The organism is Staphylococcus coagulans, assembly GCF_022557135.1.
In the GTDB taxonomy this organism is placed as follows: Bacteria; Bacillota; Bacilli; order Staphylococcales; family Staphylococcaceae; genus Staphylococcus; species Staphylococcus coagulans.
In genome coordinates this window covers 2344222-2364800 of the sequence record NZ_CP092966.1, presented here as the reverse complement: position 1 = coordinate 2364800, position 20579 = coordinate 2344222, and the positions used below count along the sequence as shown (strand labels likewise).

The following is a 20579-nucleotide window of genomic DNA, read 5'->3' as shown; positions in this document are numbered from 1 at the left end:
GTGTGCAATGAAAGGTGGAAAATGAATATGGCTTCATTAAAGTCTGTTATTCGTCAAGGTAAACAAACACGCGGTGATTTACGTAAAATCCGTGAAGCAGGGAAAGTACCTGCAGTTGTATATGGTTACGGTACTAAAAACGTTTCAGTTAAAGTTGATGAAATTGAATTTATCAAATTGATTCGTGAAGTAGGACGTAACGGTGTTATTGAACTTGGTGTAGGTTCAAAACAAATCAAAGTAATGGTTTCAGATTATCAATTTGATCCACTTAAAAACCAAATTACACATATTGACTTCTTAGCAATCAATATGACTGAAGCACGTACAGTAGAAGTACCTGTACACTTAATTGGTGAAGCGCCAGGAGCTAAAGAAGGCGGCGTAGTGGAACAACCATTATTCAACTTAGAAATTACTGCAACACCAGACAACATTCCTGAATACATTGAAGTAGACATTAGCGAATTAAACATCAATGATACTTTATCAGTAGCAGATGTTAAAATTTCTGGTGACTTCACTATCGAAAACGATGAAGAAGAAGCACTTGTATCAGTTGTTGCACCAACTGAAGAACCAACTGAAGAAGAAATCGAAGCAATGGAAGGCGAATCTACAACAGAAGAACCAGAAGTTGTTGGTGAATCTTCTGAAGAAGAAGAAAAAGAAGACTAATATCTATCAACTTAGTCGTATTATAAAAAGAGCTGAAACTGTTATAGTTTTCAGCTCTTTTTATAATGGGTAAAACAAAATGCAGAATTTGTTGCATACGATGATACGAGAGAAAAGTGAAAAAGATGTGGTGGATGCTTTTAGTATAAAAGTGGCGTTGTGGTAATTTTGTGTTAAAATGTAAAAATAATAATATAATCACATTAAGTTATTTTTTATAGGATTTAAATCTTTAAAAGTAAAATTCATAATATTCAGTGATTCTAACTTTTGTAGTCTCGCATTCAAATAGATCGTGCGACCGTATATATCGCAATTTAGCAAGTGTATTCTTAAATATGTTAATATATAGAAATAATGAAGAAGGGGCGTTTATTCAAATGAAGCGCATCAAGATCAATTTGGAGGTAAATGATGAAGTGTATCGTTGGTTTAGGTAATATAGGAAAAAATTATGAGCATACAAGACATAATATAGGTTTCGAAGTCATCGACCACTTACTCGAGCGACATCAAATCCAACTCGATAAGCAAAAATTTCGTGGTGCTTATACAATTGAACGAATTAACGGTCAAAAAGTAATGCTGATCGAACCTTTAACATTAATGAATTTATCTGGAGAAGCCGTAGCCCCATTGATGGATTATTATGACGTTCAAATCGACGAATTATTAGTGTTATATGATGATTTAGATTTAGCACAAGGTAAAGTACGTTTAAGACAAAAAGGAAGTGCTGGGGGTCATAATGGGATGAGATCAATCATTCAGATGCTCGGAACAAGTGACTTTAAACGTATCCGTATAGGAATTGGACGACCTTCAGGCAGAACGCCGATTCGCGATTACGTGTTGCAAAAGTTTTCAAACGCTGAAATGCAAGTGATGGATCCTGTTATTGCGCATGTTGCAGATGCTGTGGAAGCATTTATTAGCGATGAAAAATTCGAAAATGTAATGAATCAATATAATGGTGAGGCCAAGTGAAATCAATCATTAATGAAATTATAAATAGAGATACAAGATTTAAAGATTTGTCCGAGCAAGTTGGACATGCCAATTTATTAGTCACAGGATTAACGCCTGCAGCAAAAGCGTCTATCATAGCTGAACTTTACCAATCAGACCATCGCCAAGTTTTATTAGTGACAAATAATTTATATCAAGCGGATAAATTAGAAGCGGATCTCCTTCAATCTGTACCAGATGACGAAATTTATAAATATCCCGTGCAAGATATTATGATTGAAGAATTTTCTACGCAAAGTCCAGATTTAATGAGTGAGCGTGTTCGAACACTTACGGCACTTGCGAATGAACGTCGCGGACTTTACATTGTTCCTTTAAATGGTCTGAAAAAGTTATTAACGCCAAAAGCACTATGGCAAGAACATCAACTCTCATTGAAAGTTGGTGACGATATTGATGTTGATCTATTTCTAGATAAACTTGTAAACATGGGCTATCGCCGTGAAACAGTCGTTTCAAATATTGGAGAATTTTCAGTACGCGGTGGTATTATTGATATTTATCCATTGCTAGGTGAACCGTTGCGTATCGAATTATTTGATACAGAGGTGGATTCAATCCGTCAATTTGATGTCGAATCTCAACGCTCTTCTGAAAATGTGGAAATAGCAGAGATCACGACAGCGCATGATTATATTATGACGGATGCGGTTCGTCAAAGAATGATGGAAGGCTTAAAACAAGCTTATGAAACGACACGCCCTAAAATAGAGAAGTCTGTGCGTCAAGATTTAAAAGATACGTATGAGAGTTTTAATCTTTTAGAAGATACGCATTTTGATCCACAAATATTACGTCGTCTTATCGCTTGGATGTATGAAACACCGACAACCATCTTAGATTATTTCAAAGACAACGCGATTGTTTTAGTAGATGAGTATAATCGTGTGAGAGAAACGGAAGAAACGTTGACTACTGAGACAGAAGCATTTCTTCAAAATTTAATCGAAAGTGGTAAAGGCTTTATAGGTCAACGCTTTATGGAAGATGACACTTTTGATCGCATGCTCCGTCAATTTAAAATTACTTTCTTTACACTGTTTACTGCCTCAATGCCTATGAAATTAGACCATATCGTCAAGTTCTCATGTAAGCCTGTACAACAATTTTATGGCCAATACGATATCATGGCTTCAGAATTTCAACGCTACATGAAACAAGGTGACCGTATGGTGGTCATGGTCGAAACAGAAACAAAAAAAGAAAGAATTCATGCAATGTTGAGTGAAATGCATGTGCCTACACTACTCGAACCTGAAGATGATGCTATGGAGCCCGGTCATGCTGCGATTATTCAAGGCAGTCTATCCGAAGGCTTTGAATTGCCTTACATGTCCATGGTAGTCGTGACTGAAAGAGAATTATTTAAATCGAAGCAAAAAAAGACGTCTAAAAAACGTCGTAAAACGATGAGTAATGCTGAAAAAATCAAGTCATATCAAGAATTGAACGTTGGCGATTATGTTGTCCATGTTCATCACGGTGTAGGACGTTACTTAGGTGTTGAAACGTTAGAAGTTGGAGAAGTCCACCGTGACTATATTAAGATACAGTACCAAGGCACAGATCAACTGTACGTACCTGTTGATCAAATGGAACAAGTGCAAAAATATGTTGGTTCTGAAGATAAAACGCCGAAACTATATAAATTAGGCGGTAGTGAATGGAAGAAAACGAAAGCTAAAGTTCAAAGTAGTGTTGAAGATATTGCCGACGAATTAATTGCCTTATATAAAGAGCGTGAGCAATCTGTAGGGTATGCTTTTGGGCCGGATACAGATGAACAACATGCTTTTGAAATGGACTTCCCATATGATTTAACGGATGACCAAGCGAAATCGATTTTAGAGATTAAAGAAGATATGGAAAGTCAGCGCCCTATGGATCGACTTCTCTGTGGAGATGTCGGCTATGGTAAAACTGAGGTCGCCGTGCGCGCAGCGTTTAAAGCGGTCATGTCAGGTAAGCAAGTTGCATTTTTAGTGCCAACCACTATACTCGCGCAACAACATTATGAGACATTAATCGAACGTATGCGAGATTTTCCAGTCGAAATTCACTTAATGAGCCGTTTTAGAACACCTAAAGAAATTCGTGAAACAAAAGAAGGCTTAAAGTCCGGTTTTGTTGATATTGTAGTAGGCACGCATAAACTTTTAGGAAAAGCTGTGGAATACAAAAATTTAGGATTGTTGATTGTCGATGAAGAACAACGTTTTGGTGTACGTCATAAGGAAAAAATCAAGACATTGAAAGCGAATGTCGACGTATTAACTTTAACAGCGACCCCTATACCAAGAACATTGCACATGAGTATGTTAGGTGTGCGTGATTTATCTGTAATAGAGACACCGCCGGAAAATCGTTTTCCAGTTCAAACTTATGTATTAGAGCAAAATACGAACTTTATTAAAGAAGCACTCGAGCGAGAGTTATCGCGTGGGGGCCAAGTGTTCTATTTGTATAACCGTGTCCAATCTATTTATGAAAAACGTGAGCAATTACAAATGTTAATGCCAGATGCATCTATTGGTGTGGCACACGGACAGTTACCTGAACGCGATTTAGAAGAGACAATGCTCGATTTTATTAATGGTGAATATGATATTTTAGTTACGACCACGATTATTGAAACCGGCGTAGATGTCCCTAATGCCAACACATTGATTATTGAAGATGCTGACCGTTTTGGTTTAAGTCAATTGTATCAATTACGTGGTCGCGTGGGTCGTTCGAGTCGAATTGGCTATGCCTACTTCCTCCATGCGATAAATAAAGTGTTGAATGAAACGGCTGAGGACAGATTACAAGCTATAAAAGAGTTCACAGAGCTAGGCAGTGGCTTTAAAATTGCGATGCGTGATTTAAACATACGAGGTGCTGGAAACTTATTAGGTAAGCAACAACATGGATTTATTGATTCTGTCGGTTTTGATCTTTATTCACAAATGTTAGAAGAAGCGGTGAATGAAAAACGAGGTATCAAAGAAGAAACAGTAGCACCTGAAATTGAGATGAACTTACGTTTAGACGCTTATTTGCCTGCCGAATATATTCGTAATGAGCAAGCTAAAATAGAAATTTATAAAAAATTACGTGCGACTGAAACGATAGAACAACTCATGGATATTAAAGATGAATTGTTAGATCGCTTCAACGATTATCCGAGTGAAGTTGAACAATTGCTCGATTCCGTTGAAATTAAAGTTCATTTACTGCACGTAGGTGTGCAAACGGTAAAAGATACCGGAAAAACCATTGAAATTTTATTAACACAAAAAGGCACAAACGATATTGATGGTGAAGCGTTGTTTAAAAATACAATTGCGTTAGGACGAAGCATGAAAGTCGGTGTACAAGAAGGTTGCATGAAAGTGACGCTGACAAAAAGTAATCAATGGTTAGAGTCATTGAAGTTTTTGTCTAAGACACTCGAAGAAAGTTTGAGAATACCAGATGAAGTCTAAAACAGCGTTCAATGGCGTCGTCGTTTTAACGCTTGCACTTATCATCGTTAAGGTATTAAGCGCTCTTTATCGTGTGCCTTATCAAAATATACTCGGTGATGAAGGATTATATGCGTATCAACAAATTTATCCGATAGTCGCATTGGGTGTTGTGTTATCTAGCAATGCGTTACCAAGCGCATATACCCAGCTCGTTGGGGATACACATGAGACGCAATCGGTTTTAAAACGATTATTATGGTCATTGACAGCAATAGGATTCCTTATATTTATTGTGCTGTTTATAGGTGCAAAAAGTATTGCAAGCTTGATGGGTGACGTTCATTTGACACCGATGATTCATGCAGCAAGCTTGAGTTTTATCGCCATAGGAGCCTTAGGTTTATTGCGTGGCCATTTTCAAGCAAAACGAGATATGCACATGCCGGCATACTCACAAGTTTTAGAACAAAGTATTCGGGTGGGAATCATTGGTGTTGTTATCCTGCTATTCGTCAAACAAGATTTATCAATTTATCAAGCAGGAACTTGGGCCATTATCGCTTCTGCTTTTGGCTTTTTGGGCGCAACGCTCTTTCTTTGGCGCAAGCATGATGTGCCACATAGTAATAACGAAATGCCATCATTGCCATGGCGTAAATTTATTGTTGCAACCATTATTTTTGCAATCAGTCATTTAATCGTCATTTTATGGCAAGTGGTAGATAGTTTTACCATCGTGAACATGTTGCGTTATGGCTCAGGTTTGCCCTTTAAAGAGGCGATTACTGAAAAAGGTATTTATGATAGAGGTGCCTCATTTATTCAAATGGGCTTGATTGTCACAACGACATTTTGCTTTGTCTTGATTCCGCTATTAACAGAAACGAAAAAAAGAGGTCAATTGCAACAAATGCACAGTTATGCGAATGCGTCGCTTAAAATTACTATTGTGATAAGTAGTGCCTGTGGCATTGGGCTCATCAATCTTCTTCCTGTACTCAATCACGTCTTTTTTGCAAGTCAAAACTTAACGTTAACACTATCTATATACATGTTGACTGTTATTTGGGTTTCATTAATTATGATGTATATCGCCTTATTAGAAGTACAAGAGCAGTTTCGCATCATTTTGATAGGTTTTCTAATGGGCATTACTACAAAATTAATATTTAATTTAATCACAATTCCACTTGTGGGTATTATCGGAGCAAGTATTGCAACGGTCGCATCTTTAATCATTTTTGTATTCTATTTACATGTATATGTAGTCAAACAATACCGTTTAAACGCGTTAAGGAAGTTTTATTTCAACTTGGCTTTGGCTTTATTGGTAATGACAGCTAGTGTACAATTGTGTCAATATCTCATTCCTACATCTACACGCTTAGGCGGATTGCTCGAATTGCTTATTTTGACTAGTGTAGGCGTTGGCAGTGTGATTTTAATGCTGTTATATCTTAATATTTTAAGTAGCGATGAATGGGTACATTTACCATTTGGTGATAAAATGATTGAATGGAAGAAAGGAAGAGAATCATGACACATCAACTTACAATTATAGGACTGGGTAATTACGGCTTAGATGAATTGCCTGTCAGCATTTACAGATTAATTCAGCAACAGCCTAAAATTTATGTTCGTACTCAGCATCATCCAGTGGTTCAGCAACTGAAAGAAATCGAATTTGAAAGTTTTGATCACATTTATGAGCAATATGATTCTTTTGAACCTGTATATCAAGCGATTGTGGATGAACTTTTACAACGTGCACAACAGTCCGATATTGTTTACGCTGTGCCGGGACATCCACGCGTAGCAGAAACGACGACACAATTGCTAATTGAACGTGCACATGAAAATGATGTTGAGATTCAAGTTTTAGGTGGGCGGAGTTTTATAGATGATATATTTGAAGCGGTTCAAACGGATCCTAATGACGGTTTTACGTTGTTAGATGCGACAAGTTTAAATGCAGACATGTTGAACCCTCGAACAGCAACTATCATCACGCAAGTCTACAGTGCAATGATGGCGGGTCATTTGAAACTATTGCTTATGGAACGCTATCCAGATGATTTTGAGGTCATGGTCGTTGATGGTGCGCGTCAATCTGGCGCTCAAGTTACACGCTGTCCAATATATGAGCTGGATCATGAGATAGAATATACTAATTTAACGAGCGTATTTATACCTAAAGCGAATGACGAAAAAGTGTTATACCAAGATTTTAATTATGCTGATCAAGTCATTGCACGACTTGTGGACGACGAAACTGGCTGTCCATGGGATAAAGTACAAACGCATCAAACGCTTAAACGCTACTTGCTTGAAGAGACATTCGAGCTATTTGAGGCCATAGATAACGAAGATGATTGGCATATGATTGAAGAATTAGGTGACATTTTATTACAAGTATTGTTACACGCCAATATAGGTCGCAAAGAAGGTTATATGGATACACGTGAAGTTGTAGAAAGCTTGACTGAAAAAATGATTCGACGTCATCCACATATTTTTGAAAATGATCAAGCTCAAGATGTAGATGATGTTAAAGCCATTTGGCAAAAGCAAAAAGTAGCTGAAGGTAAAACGCCACGTGTAAAATTCGAGAAAGTATTTGCGACGCATTTTCTAAAATTGTATGATGAAGTCAAAAATAGAGATTTTTCAGAAGAAGAGTTAACAGCCTATTTAGAAGAACGAGGAGGGTCACATTGAGACTAGACAAATATTTAAAAGTATCACGTCTTATTAAGAGACGTACACTGGCTAAAGAATTGTGCGATCAAGGTCGTGTCGCTGTAAATGGGACAACGGCAAAAGCAGGCACAGATGTTAAATTAGACGACATGCTCGTGATTCAATTTGGACAAAAAGTTGTGACAGTTAAAGTAACAGGGTTGAGTGAACATGCCACAAAAGAGAATGCAAAAGGTATGTTTGAATTGGTCAAAGAAGAACGCATTCAGTAAAGGGTAAACAAAGAAAGGTGACGCCGCATGAATCAAAAAGTTCAAAATATCGGCAATCAATATACTTCTAAAAAAAACGCAAAGAAAAAACGACATGAACGCCGTAAAAAAGTAGTGAAAAAGCGTATTGCTGTTTTTGGAGGCGTACTTTTAGTCATTATTATCCTGCTTTTAATCATGGTTGCGTTTCAAATTAAAGGGAACCATGATGCCTCTGTTGAACGTCAAGCCAAAGAGGAGAAATATCAAAAGTTACAAGATAAAGAGATTGAACTTAAAGAACAACTCAATAATTTAAATGATGAGGCGTATGTTGAAAAAATTGCGCGAGATGAATATTATTTAAGTAATGACGGCGAGATCATCTTTAAGTTGCCTAACGACAAAGACAAGCAAGAGAAACAATCGAAAAAAGAGTAAAAGAGTAAAAGCAGTTTATAATTAAATTGCATAATATGTAAAATTCGTAAAGAAAAATGTCGATATTCAAATAGTCATTGTGAAAATAGATAAACAAAAGTATAATAGAACTAAATATCGAACAAAATCGGGAGGATGCATTAAAACAATGTCAATCGAAGTAGGAAGTAAGGTAAAAGGTAAAGTCACTGGTATCAAAAAATTTGGTGCATTTGTGGAGTTGCCTGAAGGTAAAAGTGGGTTAGTTCATATTAGTGAAGTAGCAGACAACTATGTAGAAAATGTTGAAGACCATTTGTCAGTTGGTGATGAAGTAGAAGTGAAAGTGCTGTCTATAGCAGAAGACGGTAAAATAAGCTTATCGATTAAAAAAGCAAAAGATCGCCCACGTAAACAAAGACCGGCGCAAAAACCGGAAGACTTTGAGAAAAAGCTATCTAACTTTTTAAAAGATAGTGAAGATAAACTTACTTCTATTAAGCGTCAAACGGAATCAAGACGTGGTGGCAGAGGCTCACGTCGTTAAGCATTGATAATGACTTAGAGGTTGAGAAACGAAGGGTAACTTTGAATCTCAGCCTCTATTTTAATGTAGGAGTGTTTTGAACTATGCAACAAAATTGGAAAGCGACAGATCACCTCGTACTTGCAATATCAACTGGAATCGATAGTATGGTGTTGTTACATCAATTATTGCATCAATATGCGTCGACATATAGACAATTGACTTGTTTGCATGTCCATCATGGGTTGCGAGAGGCATCTCATCAAGAAGCGCTGTTCATTAAATATTATTGCGATATGCATAACGTCCCTCTTTATATTAAACAATTGGATTTATCACAAGCAGTTTCAGAAGGTAGAAGTATTCAAAATGATGCAAGAGAAATGCGTTATCAATGGTTTGATGATATGATGAATGCGTTGAGCGCGGACTGTTTATTAACTGCGCATCATCAAGATGACCAAGTTGAAACTATATTTTACAGAATTTTTACCGGCAGAAGCACACGGAGCCCATTAGGCATGGCAGATAGCGAACGAAGAAATGACTATCGTCTACTAAAACCTCTGCTTGAAACAACTAAAGCACAAATCCGTTCATATCAACAAACATATAATGTCCCTTACTTTGAAGACGAATCCAATGCAACTGAAAATTACATACGTAATATGATTCGACATCGTTTGTTGCCTTCAATTCAAGAAAGCCCGCAGCTACAAACGCAGCATTTATTAAAGTTAAAATCATTTCATGATGAAGCGCAACTGTTAATGAGAAACGAAGCACAATCGTTTATTGAAAATCATGTAACAAAACAAGATAAGGGTGTTGTTTTGCCTAGAAAAACATTTAATCTGTGCACGGCACATGTTAAAATGTTAATCTTGGATCAATTGTTACAAGAATTTGATGACATCGTCACTATTAGTGAAAAAGCATACTTTGATTGGTTTGATAAACTAGAAAGTGACGTTGCACAAACGCCATTAATGCATACGCATCAATGGCACGCAGATGTTGTGTACGATCAATTAATGATAATGAAACCGGGGCTGTACAGTGCAGATTCGCAACCATTGCAAGTCGACCAAGAGGGAACTTACCATTTTGGTTTCTATCGCATCAAAATAGAGGACTTTCATGAGATGAACATGGAAAGTATCACGATTCGTTCGCGTCATGAAGGTGATTATGTGACCTTAGATTCAAAGCATCATAAAAAAGTATCGCGTTTAATGATTGATGCAAAGGTGCCTACGCAATTAAGGGAACAAATGCCAATTGTTGAAACATTAAATGGTGATATTTTAGCAGTGGGTACGTTGTATGTTCGCAAGCAGTATGAAAAATTTATAAAGATACAATTTCTGGGAGATGACAAAGATGAAAAATGATTTGAAAGAAATATTGCTGACTGAAGATGATATTCAAGCAATATGTGAAACACTTGGCCGTAAAATTACGGAAGATTATAAAGGTAAAGATTTATTTTGTGTCGGTATCTTAAAGGGATCTGTTTTATTTATGACAGATTTGATTAAACGCATTGACGTGCCCCTCGCAATAGACTTTATGGACGTTTCGAGTTATCATGGCGGTACAGAATCTACAGGCGAAGTTCAAATACTTAAAGATTTAGGTTCATCTATTGAAAATAAAGATGTTTTAATCATCGAAGACATCCTTGAAACAGGTACGACCTTGAAATCAATTACAGAATTATTAGCTTCTCGTCGAGTTAAATCATTAGAAATTGTGACATTATTAGATAAGCCTAATCGTCGAAAAGCAGAGATTGAAGCCAAATATGTTGGTAAAAAAATTCCTGATGAATTTGTCGTAGGTTACGGCTTAGATTATCAAGAAAAATATCGTAATTTACCTTATATTGGTACGCTTAAACAAGAAGTTTATGCAAAATAAATAATTTTAAAAATCATATGGTGTGTCAGTTGATGAAAGTCAATTACTAGCCATTTGTCAATCAATTATGGTAAAATTTTTATTAGTTTTATATTTGAAGTAGGAGGAAACGACGCATGCAGAAAGCTTTTCGTAATGTGCTGTTTGTAGCAATTATCGGCGTTGTTATTTTTGGGTTGTTTTCGTGGATTAATGGTAACGGAAATGTACCTAAAGAATTAACTTATAACCAATTTATACAAAAATTAGATAAAGGTGAATTGAAAACATTAGAAATTCAACCTGAGCATAACGTATATAAAGTAAGTGGTAAGTTAAAGAACAATGACGATTATGCATCGACAATTCTGTTCAATAATGATAAAGAATTGGACAAAATCACTGAAACAGCTAAAGAACAAAAAGGATTAGATTTTACAGTTAAAGAAGAAGAAGGACAGAGTGTATTTGTAAGCATCATTTCTACATTAATTCCAGTCTTAGTCATTGCCTTGCTCTTTATCTTCTTCCTTAGTCAAGCACAAGGCGGCGGTGGTGGTGGCCGCATGATGAACTTTGGTAAATCCAAAGCCAAAATGTATGATAGCCAAAAAGGAAGAGTACGCTTCTCAGACGTTGCAGGTGCAGATGAAGAAAAACAAGAGCTCATCGAAATTGTAGATTTCTTAAAAGATAATAAGAAATTTAAACAAATGGGTTCACGTATCCCTAAAGGGGTCTTATTAGTAGGACCACCGGGTACAGGTAAAACATTACTTGCGCGTGCTGTCGCTGGCGAAGCAGGTGTGCCGTTCTTCTCGATTAGTGGTTCGGACTTTGTTGAAATGTTTGTCGGTGTCGGTGCAAGCCGTGTACGTGATCTATTCGAAAATGCGAAGAAAAATGCGCCGTGTATCATTTTTATAGATGAAATTGACGCAGTCGGTCGCCAACGTGGTGCGGGTGTCGGTGGTGGACACGATGAACGTGAACAAACATTAAACCAATTACTTGTTGAAATGGATGGTTTTGGTGAAAATGAAGGCATCATTATGATTGCTGCAACGAACCGACCAGACATTTTAGACCCGGCATTATTACGTCCAGGTCGATTTGACCGTCAAATACAAGTGGGTCGTCCTGATGTGACAGGTCGTGAAGCGATATTACATGTTCACGCTAAAAACAAACCACTTGATGAAACAGTAGATCTTAAAGCGATTGCGCAACGTACACCAGGTTTTTCTGGTGCTGACTTAGAAAACCTATTAAACGAAGCGTCGCTTATTGCTGCACGAAGCGGCAAAAAGAAAATCGATATGCGTGACATCGAAGAAGCAACAGACCGTGTTATTGCAGGTCCTGCTAAAAAATCTCGCGTAATTTCTGATAAAGAAAGAAATATTGTAGCCCATCACGAAGCCGGGCATACGATTATCGGTATGGTATTAGACGAAGCGGAAATTGTACACAAAGTTACAATCGTTCCGCGTGGTCAAGCCGGCGGTTATGCGATGATGTTACCAAAACAAGACCGTTTCTTAATGACTGAACCAGAGTTATTAGATAAAATTTGTGGCCTGTTAGGTGGACGTGTCGCTGAAGACATTATCTTTAACGAAGTTTCTACAGGTGCATCTAATGACTTTGAACGTGCAACACAAATCGCACGTGAAATGGTGACACAGTATGGTATGAGTAAAAAACTTGGACCGCTACAATTTAAACACGGCGGTGGACAAGTGTTCTTAGGTAAAGATATGTCTGGTGAACCTGAATATTCAGGACAAATTGCATTTGAGATTGATAAAGAAGTTCAACGTATCATTAAAGAACAATATGAACGTTGTAAGCAAATTCTTTTAGAACATGAATCTCAACTTAAACTTATTGCTAAAACATTATTAACTGAAGAAACATTGGTTGCTGAACAAATTCAATCATTGTTCCATGAAGGACATTTACCTGTAGTGAATTATGATGACGCACAAGTGATCAATCACTCAGAAAATAAAGATTTTGACGAAGGTAAATATGGCAAGTCTTACGATGATATTCGCCGTGAACAACAGTCGCTAACACAACACCCAAGTGAACGCAGCCATGACGAATCATCAAATGAAGAGAAGCAAGATAACGATCAAAAGGATCAATCTTCTCATCAAGAAGACGAGGACAAAGATACAACAGGTTACGAACAAGAACCTAAAATCGATCGTCCAGGCGATAATGAGCCACGTCAATAAAAGATAGAATGGACTTTTCTTTAAAGTGAAAACTTTTTAGAAAAGTCCGTTTTGCTTATGAAGTATCGTGTACTAATGATAGTGAAAAGTGATACAGATGTGTTTTGAGTCATTTTAGTTGTGTCTCTAACCACATGCGCGTATGATAATTCGCAGTAGTTATTGTATACAATACATTGATATATAGATGTGACTGAAATGTCGTTGCACATCAACTTAAGTGCTATTAAAAATAGCGAATTTAGTGTTGATAAGATTTTGAATCTGTTAAAAATGATATTTGTATAAAGAAGCTTTAAAAACATTGTAGAAGGATTGAAGGAGTGGTATAGAAAGATGACACAAGATTATTTAGTAAAGGCATTAGCATTCGGCGGGGAAATTCGAGCGTATAGTGCGAATACGACAAATACAATTCAAGAAGCACAAACACGCCATTATACTTGGCCAACAGCTTCAGCTGCATTAGGTCGTACAATGACTGCAACAGTGATGATGGGGGCAATGTTGAAGGGTGAACAAAAATTAACAGTAACTGTTGACGGTGATGGCCCAATCGGTAAAATTATTGCAGATGCTAATGCAAAAGGTAAAGGCCGTGGTTATGTATCACAACCGCAAACGCATTTTCCATTGAATCCACAAGGCAAACTCGATGTTCGTCGTGCTGTAGGGACTAGCGGTGCGATCAACGTAGTTAAAGATGTGGGTATGCGTGATTATTATACAGGTAGTAGTCCGATTGTATCTGGAGAACTTGGCGAAGATTTCACTTATTACTTTGCGAACAGTGAACAAGTCCCATCATCAGTGGGTGTCGGTGTGCTTGTAAACCCAGACAATTCTATTAAAGCGGCGGGCGGTTTCATTATTCAAGTGATGCCGGGTGCTCAAGAAGAAACGATTGATCGCTTAGAAGCGGCTATTAATAGCATGAAGCCTGTTTCAAAATTAATTGACGAAGGACTGACACCTGAAGAAATGTTACAAACCATACTTGGCGAAGATAATGTGACATTTTTAGAGACAGTTCCTGTTGATTTTGAATGTCAATGTGGACATGATAAATTTTTAAATGCAATTAAAGGTTTAGGAGAAGCAGAAATTGAGAATATGATAAACGTAGATCATGGTGCAGAAGCAGAATGTCATTTTTGTAGAACACGTTATCACTATACCGAAGAAGAACTTAAAGCATTATTAGTTGAAATGTCTTCTTAAATTTTTAATCGTTGAAGGGGCTTTCGTTTTTCCGAAGAAAAGATGCATATTTCAGGGAATAATTGATATTAGTGCTTTTGCAAAGGTCTAAATAGTGGTAAACTAAAGATATCCGATTCAAAAACTATGTATTTAACGAAATATAATTTTGATAAAGCGAGGTATCAACTTATGGTCAGAAAACCTGTAGAGAATATAACTGAAATTATTGGACAAACACCTGTTGTAAAATTGCGTCATCAAGCAGGTGAAGATGCAGCTGATATTTATGTGAAATTAGAATATCAAAATCCAGGCGGCTCTGTAAAAGACCGTATTGCATTAGCGATGATTGAACAAGCTGAAAAAGAAGGAAAAATTAAGCCAGGCGATACAATTGTCGAGCCTACTTCAGGAAACACAGGAATTGGTTTAGCATTCGTATGTGCGGCAAAAGGATATAAAGCAGTATTTACAATGCCAGAAACAATGAGTCATGAGCGACGTAACTTATTAAAAGCATACGGTGCAGAATTAGTCTTAACACCAGGCGCTGAAGCAATGAAAGGCGCAATTAAAAAAGCAAAAGAACTTAAAGAAGAACATGGTTATTTCGAACCACAACAATTCGAAAACCCTGCCAATCCGAAAGTACATGAATTAACAACTGGACCTGAGCTAGTTGAACAATTCGAAGGTAAAACAATTGATGCATTTTTAGCTGGTGTAGGAACTGGCGGTACGTTATCAGGTGCTGGTAAAGTGTTAAAAGAGAAATATCCAGACATCCAAATTGTTGCGATTGAGCCAGAAGCTTCTCCAGTACTTAGTGGCGGAGAACCAGGACCACATAAATTACAAGGTTTAGGTGCAGGATTTATTCCAGGTACATTGAATACAGATATATACGATGAAGTCATTAAAGTGGGTAACGAAGTGGCGATGGAAACGTCACGTCGTGTAGCTAAAGAAGAAGGTATCCTAGGTGGTATTTCTTCAGGTGCTGCCATTTATGCTGCGATTCAAAAAGCAAAAGAATTAGGTAAGGGTAAAACAGTTGTGACTGTATTACCAAGTAATGGTGAACGTTACTTATCTACACCACTTTACAATTTTGAATAAAAGCTGGCAAAAGAGATTGAAGCGTCCAATAACGATGCTTCAATCTCTTTTTTTATGCTTAACAAGTGGCATGTGGAAACGAGACGCTGTGCTGCCATGCATATTTGATAAGTCAAACCATCGTTCTAGTTTTCTTTGTTGAGACGAGGCAGTATAATCAACGTGATATTAATGTGGCTATGAACGAATCAAGAGGGTTTGTTTGAAAAATTTGCTATAATAAATTTGTTCAAAAAAGAATTTTTCGTACAATGAGCTATCTCAAACAGAAAGGAAGGATTCCTATGCAGCAAACTCAAATTATGGGTATATTGAATGTCACACCAGATTCTTTTTCTGATGGTGGTCAGTTTAGCGAAGTCGATAAAGCAGTCGAACATGCCAAACAGATGGTTCAAGAAGGTGCGCATATCATTGATGTAGGGGGTGTTTCGACCCGACCCGGCCATGAAAATGTAAGCATAGAAGAGGAAATGAAACGCGTAATTCCTGTAGTCAGTGCACTGAAAGGTATCGATGCAGACATCTCTGTTGATACTTTTCGAAGCGAAGTGGCTGAAGCGGCCTTGAAAGAAGGCGCAACAATCATTAATGATCAATGGGCAGGTATTTACGATGAACGCATGTTTAAAGTGGTGGCGCAATATCAGGCGAGCATCATTTTAATGCATAACGGTGATGGTACACGTGATGTTCCTGTCATGGATGAAATGCTTGTAACACTATTAAAGCAAGCGAATAAAGCCGTATTGGCAGGAATTCCAAAATCAAAAATTTGGTTAGATCCAGGAATTGGATTTGCTAAAACAAGAGAAGAAGAACGTGAAGTTATGGCCCGTTTAGATGAATTAGTGGCTACAGGATATAAAGTACTGCTGGCTACAAGTCGTAAACGTTTTGTTAAATTACTGCTTGGCAATGATAATAAAGTGGATGAACGCGATGAAGGTACAGCCGCTACAACTGCTTATGGTATTATGAAAGGGGTTCACGGTGTACGTGTGCACAACGTTTTGATGAATGCGCGACTTGCTAAAGCGATGGACGGATTGAAAGGATATGAACATGACAGATAAAATATTTTTAGAAGGTTTAAACTTTTATGCTTATCATGGCGCACTATCAGCGGAAAACGAAATAGGACAAATTTTCACAGTAGATATAGAAATGAAAGTTGATTTGCAAGAAGCAGGACAATCTGATCAAGTAGAAGACACCGTTCATTACGGCGAAGTCTATGAAGATGTTAAAGCAATCATGGAAGGTTCTCCATCTAATTTGCTAGAACATCTTGCGGAACGTATTGCATTACGTATAAATTCACACTATAATCGTGTAATGGAAACAAAAGTTAGAATTACAAAAAAGAATCCACCTATCCCAGGTCATTATGAAGGCGTTGGTGTGGAAATAGTAAGGGTGAGCCATCATGGTTGATGCATATTTAGGATTAGGAAGTAATATAGGTGACCGTGAAAATCAATTAAAAGAAGCGATCCGCCTATTACGTGAAAATGAAGCCATCGAAATCATCGCGATTTCACCTATTTATGAAACGAAGCCAGTAGGATATACAGAGCAACCTGATTTTTTAAACTTATGTTTGCATATTAAAACGGAACTTTCAGCCCAAGCGTTGCTAAAAGTTGCCTTAAATACAGAGGCGGAATTACATCGCGTGCGTAAAATACGATGGGGACCTCGCACAATAGATATCGATATTTTATTATATGGAGATGAAGTCATCGATGAGACTGATTTGATTGTGCCTCATCCACGTATGACTGAACGCGCATTTGTGATGATTCCATTAAATGATATTGCAGCCAACGTCATTGAACCACGATCAGGTCAAATGATTCAAAATATCGTGCAACAAGATGAAACAGTGGTAAAATATAAAAGTTAACTTGTTTCGATACTTGATGAGGATTGAACCTGAAACATTAATGAATCTTTGGATGAGACATCGTAACAATCATTATTGAGAAACAGGTGAATTCATCGATGAATCGTATATCGATGGGAAATTGATCGTGCATGATTCTGCTTACATCGTTGAGAGGATTTAAAAAGCGAAAAGTTGGCGTAATGGATTGCGAAAACTTGACTTTTAGCATTTAAAGGGATTATAGGAAATGGTCAAGCGTATAAAGCTTTAAACCAAAATAGAAGCACAAAAGGCGGAAGTGTGAATACAATTCCGTGATGAGATGCTTGGAAAACAATAAACAATAGAAGTATAAGCAGTGAAAAGGAGAGGTAAGAATGACAGAAGAAATGAATGACCAAATGCAGGTCCGCCGTCAAAAATTACAAGAGTTACGGGACTTAGGAATTGACCCGTTTGGTGAAAAGTTTGATCGTACGGGAGATGCTAAAACATTAAAAGCGCAATGGGATCAATATTCTAAAGAAGAACTTGTAGAAAAAGAATCAGAAAGTCATACCGTAATTGCAGGTCGTATTATGACAAAACGAGGCAAAGGTAAAGCCGGTTTTGCACATATTCAAGATTTAACGGGACAAATTCAAATCTATGTGCGTAAAGACCAAGTTGGAGATGAACAATTTGATCTTTGGAAAAGTGCAGATTTAGGAGATATTGTCGGCATTGAAGGTGTGATGTTCAAAACAAACACAGGCGAAGTTTCAGTAAAAGCGAAGTCATTCAAACTTCTATCAAAAGCATTACGTCCGTTACCGGATAAACACCATGGTTTACAAGACATAGAGCAACGTTATCGCCAACGCTACCTCGACTTAATAACAAATGGAGAGAGCACGAAAACGTTTATTAATCGCAGCCGCATCCTTCAAGAAATGCGCAATTATCTAAATGATAAAGGCTTTTTAGAAGTTGAAACACCAATGATGCATCAAATTGCGGGTGGGGCTGCTGCACGTCCATTTGTTACACATCATAACGCTTTAGATGCGACACTCTATATGCGTATAGCGATTGAATTACACCTTAAACGCTTGATTGTTGGTGGATTGGAAAAAGTTTACGAAATTGGACGCGTTTTCCGTAATGAAGGTGTATCTACACGTCATAACCCTGAGTTTACAATGATTGAATTATATGAAGCTTACGCTGACTATAAAGACATTATGGCTTTAACTGAAGAATTGGTGGCTCATGTTGCACGTAAAGTTTTAGGAACAACAACAGTACAATATGGTGATTACACAATTGAGTTAGAGCCAAAATGGCGTCGTCTTCATATGGTTGATGCTGTAAAAGAAGCTACTGGCGTAGACTTTTATGCAGTGAAATCAGATGAAGAGGCACATCAACTTGCTCAAGAACATGGTATCGAAGTTGATAAAAATATGAAGTATGGTCATATCCTTAATGAGTTTTTCGAACAAAAAGTTGAAGAAACTTTAATTCAACCGACGTTTATTTATGGTCACCCAATTGAAATTTCGCCATTAGCGAAGAAAAATCCGGAAGATTCAAGATTCACAGACCGTTTCGAGCTCTTCATTGTAGGTCGTGAGCATGCGAATGCTTTCACAGAGCTTAATGATCCAATCGATCAACGCGAGCGTTTTGAAGCGCAACTTGTTGAAAAAGAACAAGGTAACGATGAAGCACATGAAATGGATGAAGATTTCATTGAAGCGTTGGAATACGGAATGCCACCAACAGGCGGATTAGGTATCGGTATCGACCGTCTTGTGATGTTATTGACAAACTCACCATCGATTAGAGACGTTTTATTATTCCCTTACATGCGTCAAAAATAAAATGAAGCAGCATAAATGAAGTGCGGTTAGACGTTTTAATCAGTGTGTACGCTTAGTGCATCTTTAATATGAAATAATATTGGTAAGGGTGAGGCAAGGAAGTTAATTTGACTTCTACCTCACTCTATTTTTATAGTGTTGCTCCTTTTTAAGTCAGAAAGTTTTTTGATATAGGCTGCGCTAGAATGTTTCATTGAAGCGGTTATCGATACAAAGCAAATGGCTTTAAAAGGGCTATATCAAAGGTTTTTATCTCAATAAAAGTTGGAGATGAAAAAAATATAAAAAAGTTACGAAAAAATGTTGACTTTATTGCAAGAATTGATTAATATATAAAAGTCGTCAAATTCAGTGACAAACTTGTTTAAACTGTTTGTAAAAAACTTAAACAAAGTGTAAAATTAACTATTGAAAAGTATTTACAAAAATTGTATTATAATAAGGTAGCCAAAACGAGCTACTTAATAAAAAAATTATTGTCTGGTGACAATGGCAAAGAGGTCACACCTGTTCCCATGCCGAACACAGAAGTTAAGCTCTTTAGCGCCGATGGTAGTCGGACTGACGTTCCGCGAGAGTAGGACGTTGCCAGGCAATGATAACGGAGAATTAGCTCAGCTGGGAGAGCATCTGCCTTACAAGCAGAGGGTCGGCGGTTCGAACCCGTCATTCTCCACCATTTGCCGGCCTAGCTCAACTGGTAGAGCAACTGACTTGTAATCAGTAGGTTGGGGGTTCAAGTCCTCTGGCCGGCACCATTTCATGAGCCATTAGCTCAGTTGGTAGAGCATCTGACTTTTAATCAGAGGGTCAGAGGTTCGAATCCTCTATGGCTCATCATTCAAATACTATCGAGCAGAAGTAGTTCAGCGGTAGAATACGACCTTGCCAAGGTCGGGGTCGCGGGTTCGAATCCCGTCTTCTGCTCCATTATTTTGCCGGGGTGGCGGAACTGGCAGACGCACAGGACTTAAAATCCTGCGGTGAGAGATCACCGTACCGGTTCGATTCCGGTCCTCGGCACCATTATCATTTAGCGCCCGTAGCTCAACTGGATAGAGCGTTTGACTACGGATCAAAAGGCTATGGGTTCGACTCCTATCGGGCGCGCCATTTTAAATATACGGGAAGTAGCTCAGCTTGGTAGAGCACTTGGTTTGGGACCAAGGGGTCGCAGGTTCAAATCCTGTCTTCCCGACTTCTTAAAAATCTTGGGGGCTTAGCTCAGCTGGGAGAGCGCCTGCTTTGCACGCAGGAGGTCAGCGGTTCGATCCCGCTAGTCTCCACCATTATTTTTTGA

Annotated in this window: 17 protein-coding genes, 8 tRNA genes and 1 rRNA gene; all 26 read left to right on the top strand. The window is 37.8% G+C overall.

Features of this window, described 5'->3' with window-relative positions:
- Positions 1-27 precede the first annotated feature (27 nt).
- The 26 genes from KM149_RS11375 to KM149_RS11250 all read left to right on the top strand — a co-directional run bounded on the left by KM149_RS11375 (position 28) and on the right by KM149_RS11250 (position 20568).
- On the top strand, positions 28-678 hold the full coding sequence (locus KM149_RS11375) for a 50S ribosomal protein L25/general stress protein Ctc (protein ID WP_165546101.1): 651 nt from the start codon (positions 28-30) through the stop codon (positions 676-678).
- 414 nt (positions 679-1092) lie between these two features.
- The gene (gene pth, locus KM149_RS11370; protein WP_060830384.1) at positions 1093-1665 is read left to right on the top strand and encodes an aminoacyl-tRNA hydrolase; all 573 of its coding nucleotides are present in this window, start codon (positions 1093-1095) and stop codon (positions 1663-1665) included.
- 5 nt (positions 1666-1670) lie between these two features.
- Positions 1671-5174 (top strand): transcription-repair coupling factor, encoded by a 3504-nt coding sequence (mfd, locus tag KM149_RS11365; protein ID WP_425353370.1) that lies wholly within the window; start codon positions 1671-1673, stop codon positions 5172-5174.
- Positions 5164-6696, top strand: coding sequence for a polysaccharide biosynthesis protein (locus KM149_RS11360; RefSeq protein WP_241415403.1), 1533 nt, complete (start codon positions 5164-5166; stop codon positions 6694-6696). The genes mfd and KM149_RS11360 overlap by 11 nt, the downstream gene beginning before the upstream one ends.
- The gene (locus tag KM149_RS11355; protein WP_182308815.1) at positions 6693-7874 is read left to right on the top strand and encodes a MazG nucleotide pyrophosphohydrolase domain-containing protein; all 1182 of its coding nucleotides are present in this window, start codon (positions 6693-6695) and stop codon (positions 7872-7874) included. The genes KM149_RS11360 and KM149_RS11355 overlap by 4 nt, the downstream gene beginning before the upstream one ends.
- Positions 7871-8128 carry an RNA-binding S4 domain-containing protein gene (locus KM149_RS11350; protein ID WP_165546096.1) on the top strand — a complete coding sequence of 86 codons (258 nt, stop codon included), beginning with the start codon at positions 7871-7873 and terminating at the stop codon, positions 8126-8128. Before KM149_RS11355 ends, KM149_RS11350 begins: the two co-directional genes overlap by 4 nt.
- 27 nt (positions 8129-8155) lie before the next feature.
- Positions 8156-8548, top strand: a complete 393-nt coding sequence (locus KM149_RS11345; RefSeq protein ID WP_016426505.1) for an FtsB family cell division protein — start codon at positions 8156-8158, stop codon at positions 8546-8548.
- A gap of 148 nt (positions 8549-8696) precedes the next feature.
- The gene (locus tag KM149_RS11340) at positions 8697-9074 is read left to right on the top strand and encodes a S1 domain-containing RNA-binding protein (protein WP_016426504.1); all 378 of its coding nucleotides are present in this window, start codon (positions 8697-8699) and stop codon (positions 9072-9074) included.
- Positions 9075-9157: 83 nt separating this feature from the next.
- A complete protein-coding gene (gene tilS / locus KM149_RS11335) occupies positions 9158-10447 on the top strand; it encodes a tRNA lysidine(34) synthetase TilS (RefSeq protein ID WP_241415402.1) in 1290 nt (429 codons plus the stop codon).
- A complete protein-coding gene (hpt, locus tag KM149_RS11330; RefSeq protein WP_060830379.1) occupies positions 10437-10976 on the top strand; it encodes a hypoxanthine phosphoribosyltransferase in 540 nt (179 codons plus the stop codon). Before tilS ends, hpt begins: the two co-directional genes overlap by 11 nt.
- 116 nt (positions 10977-11092) lie before the next feature.
- Positions 11093-13201 (top strand): ATP-dependent zinc metalloprotease FtsH, encoded by a 2109-nt coding sequence (ftsH, locus tag KM149_RS11325; RefSeq protein ID WP_165546094.1) that lies wholly within the window; start codon positions 11093-11095, stop codon positions 13199-13201.
- Positions 13202-13537: 336 nt separating this feature from the next.
- Entirely contained in the window at positions 13538-14422 is an 885-nt protein-coding gene (gene hslO / locus KM149_RS11320) for an Hsp33 family molecular chaperone HslO (RefSeq protein ID WP_241415401.1), read from the top strand.
- Between the two features lie 171 nt (positions 14423-14593).
- Entirely contained in the window at positions 14594-15523 is a 930-nt protein-coding gene (cysK, locus tag KM149_RS11315) for a cysteine synthase A (RefSeq protein WP_016426499.1), read from the top strand.
- Positions 15524-15807: 284 nt separating this feature from the next.
- On the top strand, positions 15808-16599 hold the full coding sequence (gene folP / locus KM149_RS11310) for a dihydropteroate synthase (protein ID WP_050331782.1): 792 nt from the start codon (positions 15808-15810) through the stop codon (positions 16597-16599).
- The gene (gene folB, locus KM149_RS11305; RefSeq protein WP_050331781.1) at positions 16589-16960 is read left to right on the top strand and encodes a dihydroneopterin aldolase; all 372 of its coding nucleotides are present in this window, start codon (positions 16589-16591) and stop codon (positions 16958-16960) included. The genes folP and folB overlap by 11 nt, the downstream gene beginning before the upstream one ends.
- Positions 16953-17432: a 2-amino-4-hydroxy-6-hydroxymethyldihydropteridine diphosphokinase gene (gene folK, locus KM149_RS11300; protein WP_016426496.1), complete on the top strand. Its 480-nt coding sequence runs from the start codon at positions 16953-16955 to the stop codon at positions 17430-17432. Before folB ends, folK begins: the two co-directional genes overlap by 8 nt.
- 359 nt (positions 17433-17791) lie before the next feature.
- Positions 17792-19279: a lysine--tRNA ligase gene (lysS, locus tag KM149_RS11295; RefSeq protein WP_165546091.1), complete on the top strand. Its 1488-nt coding sequence runs from the start codon at positions 17792-17794 to the stop codon at positions 19277-19279.
- 479 nt (positions 19280-19758) lie between these two features.
- Positions 19759-19873: ribosomal RNA gene (gene rrf / locus KM149_RS11290) — 5S ribosomal RNA — on the top strand.
- A 9-nt stretch (positions 19874-19882) separates the two neighbouring features.
- A tRNA-Val gene (locus KM149_RS11285) sits at positions 19883-19958 on the top strand.
- Between the two features lie 3 nt (positions 19959-19961).
- Positions 19962-20037, top strand: a tRNA-Thr gene (locus KM149_RS11280).
- A gap of 6 nt (positions 20038-20043) precedes the next feature.
- Positions 20044-20116: transfer RNA gene (locus KM149_RS11275), tRNA-Lys, on the top strand.
- A gap of 18 nt (positions 20117-20134) precedes the next feature.
- Positions 20135-20209: transfer RNA gene (locus KM149_RS11270), tRNA-Gly, on the top strand.
- A gap of 7 nt (positions 20210-20216) precedes the next feature.
- Positions 20217-20305, top strand: a tRNA-Leu gene (locus KM149_RS11265).
- Positions 20306-20315: 10 nt separating this feature from the next.
- Positions 20316-20392, top strand: a tRNA-Arg gene (locus KM149_RS11260).
- A gap of 11 nt (positions 20393-20403) precedes the next feature.
- Positions 20404-20477 (top strand) — tRNA-Pro (locus KM149_RS11255).
- 15 nt (positions 20478-20492) lie between these two features.
- Positions 20493-20568: transfer RNA gene (locus tag KM149_RS11250), tRNA-Ala, on the top strand.
- Positions 20569-20579: the final 11 nt, after the last annotated feature.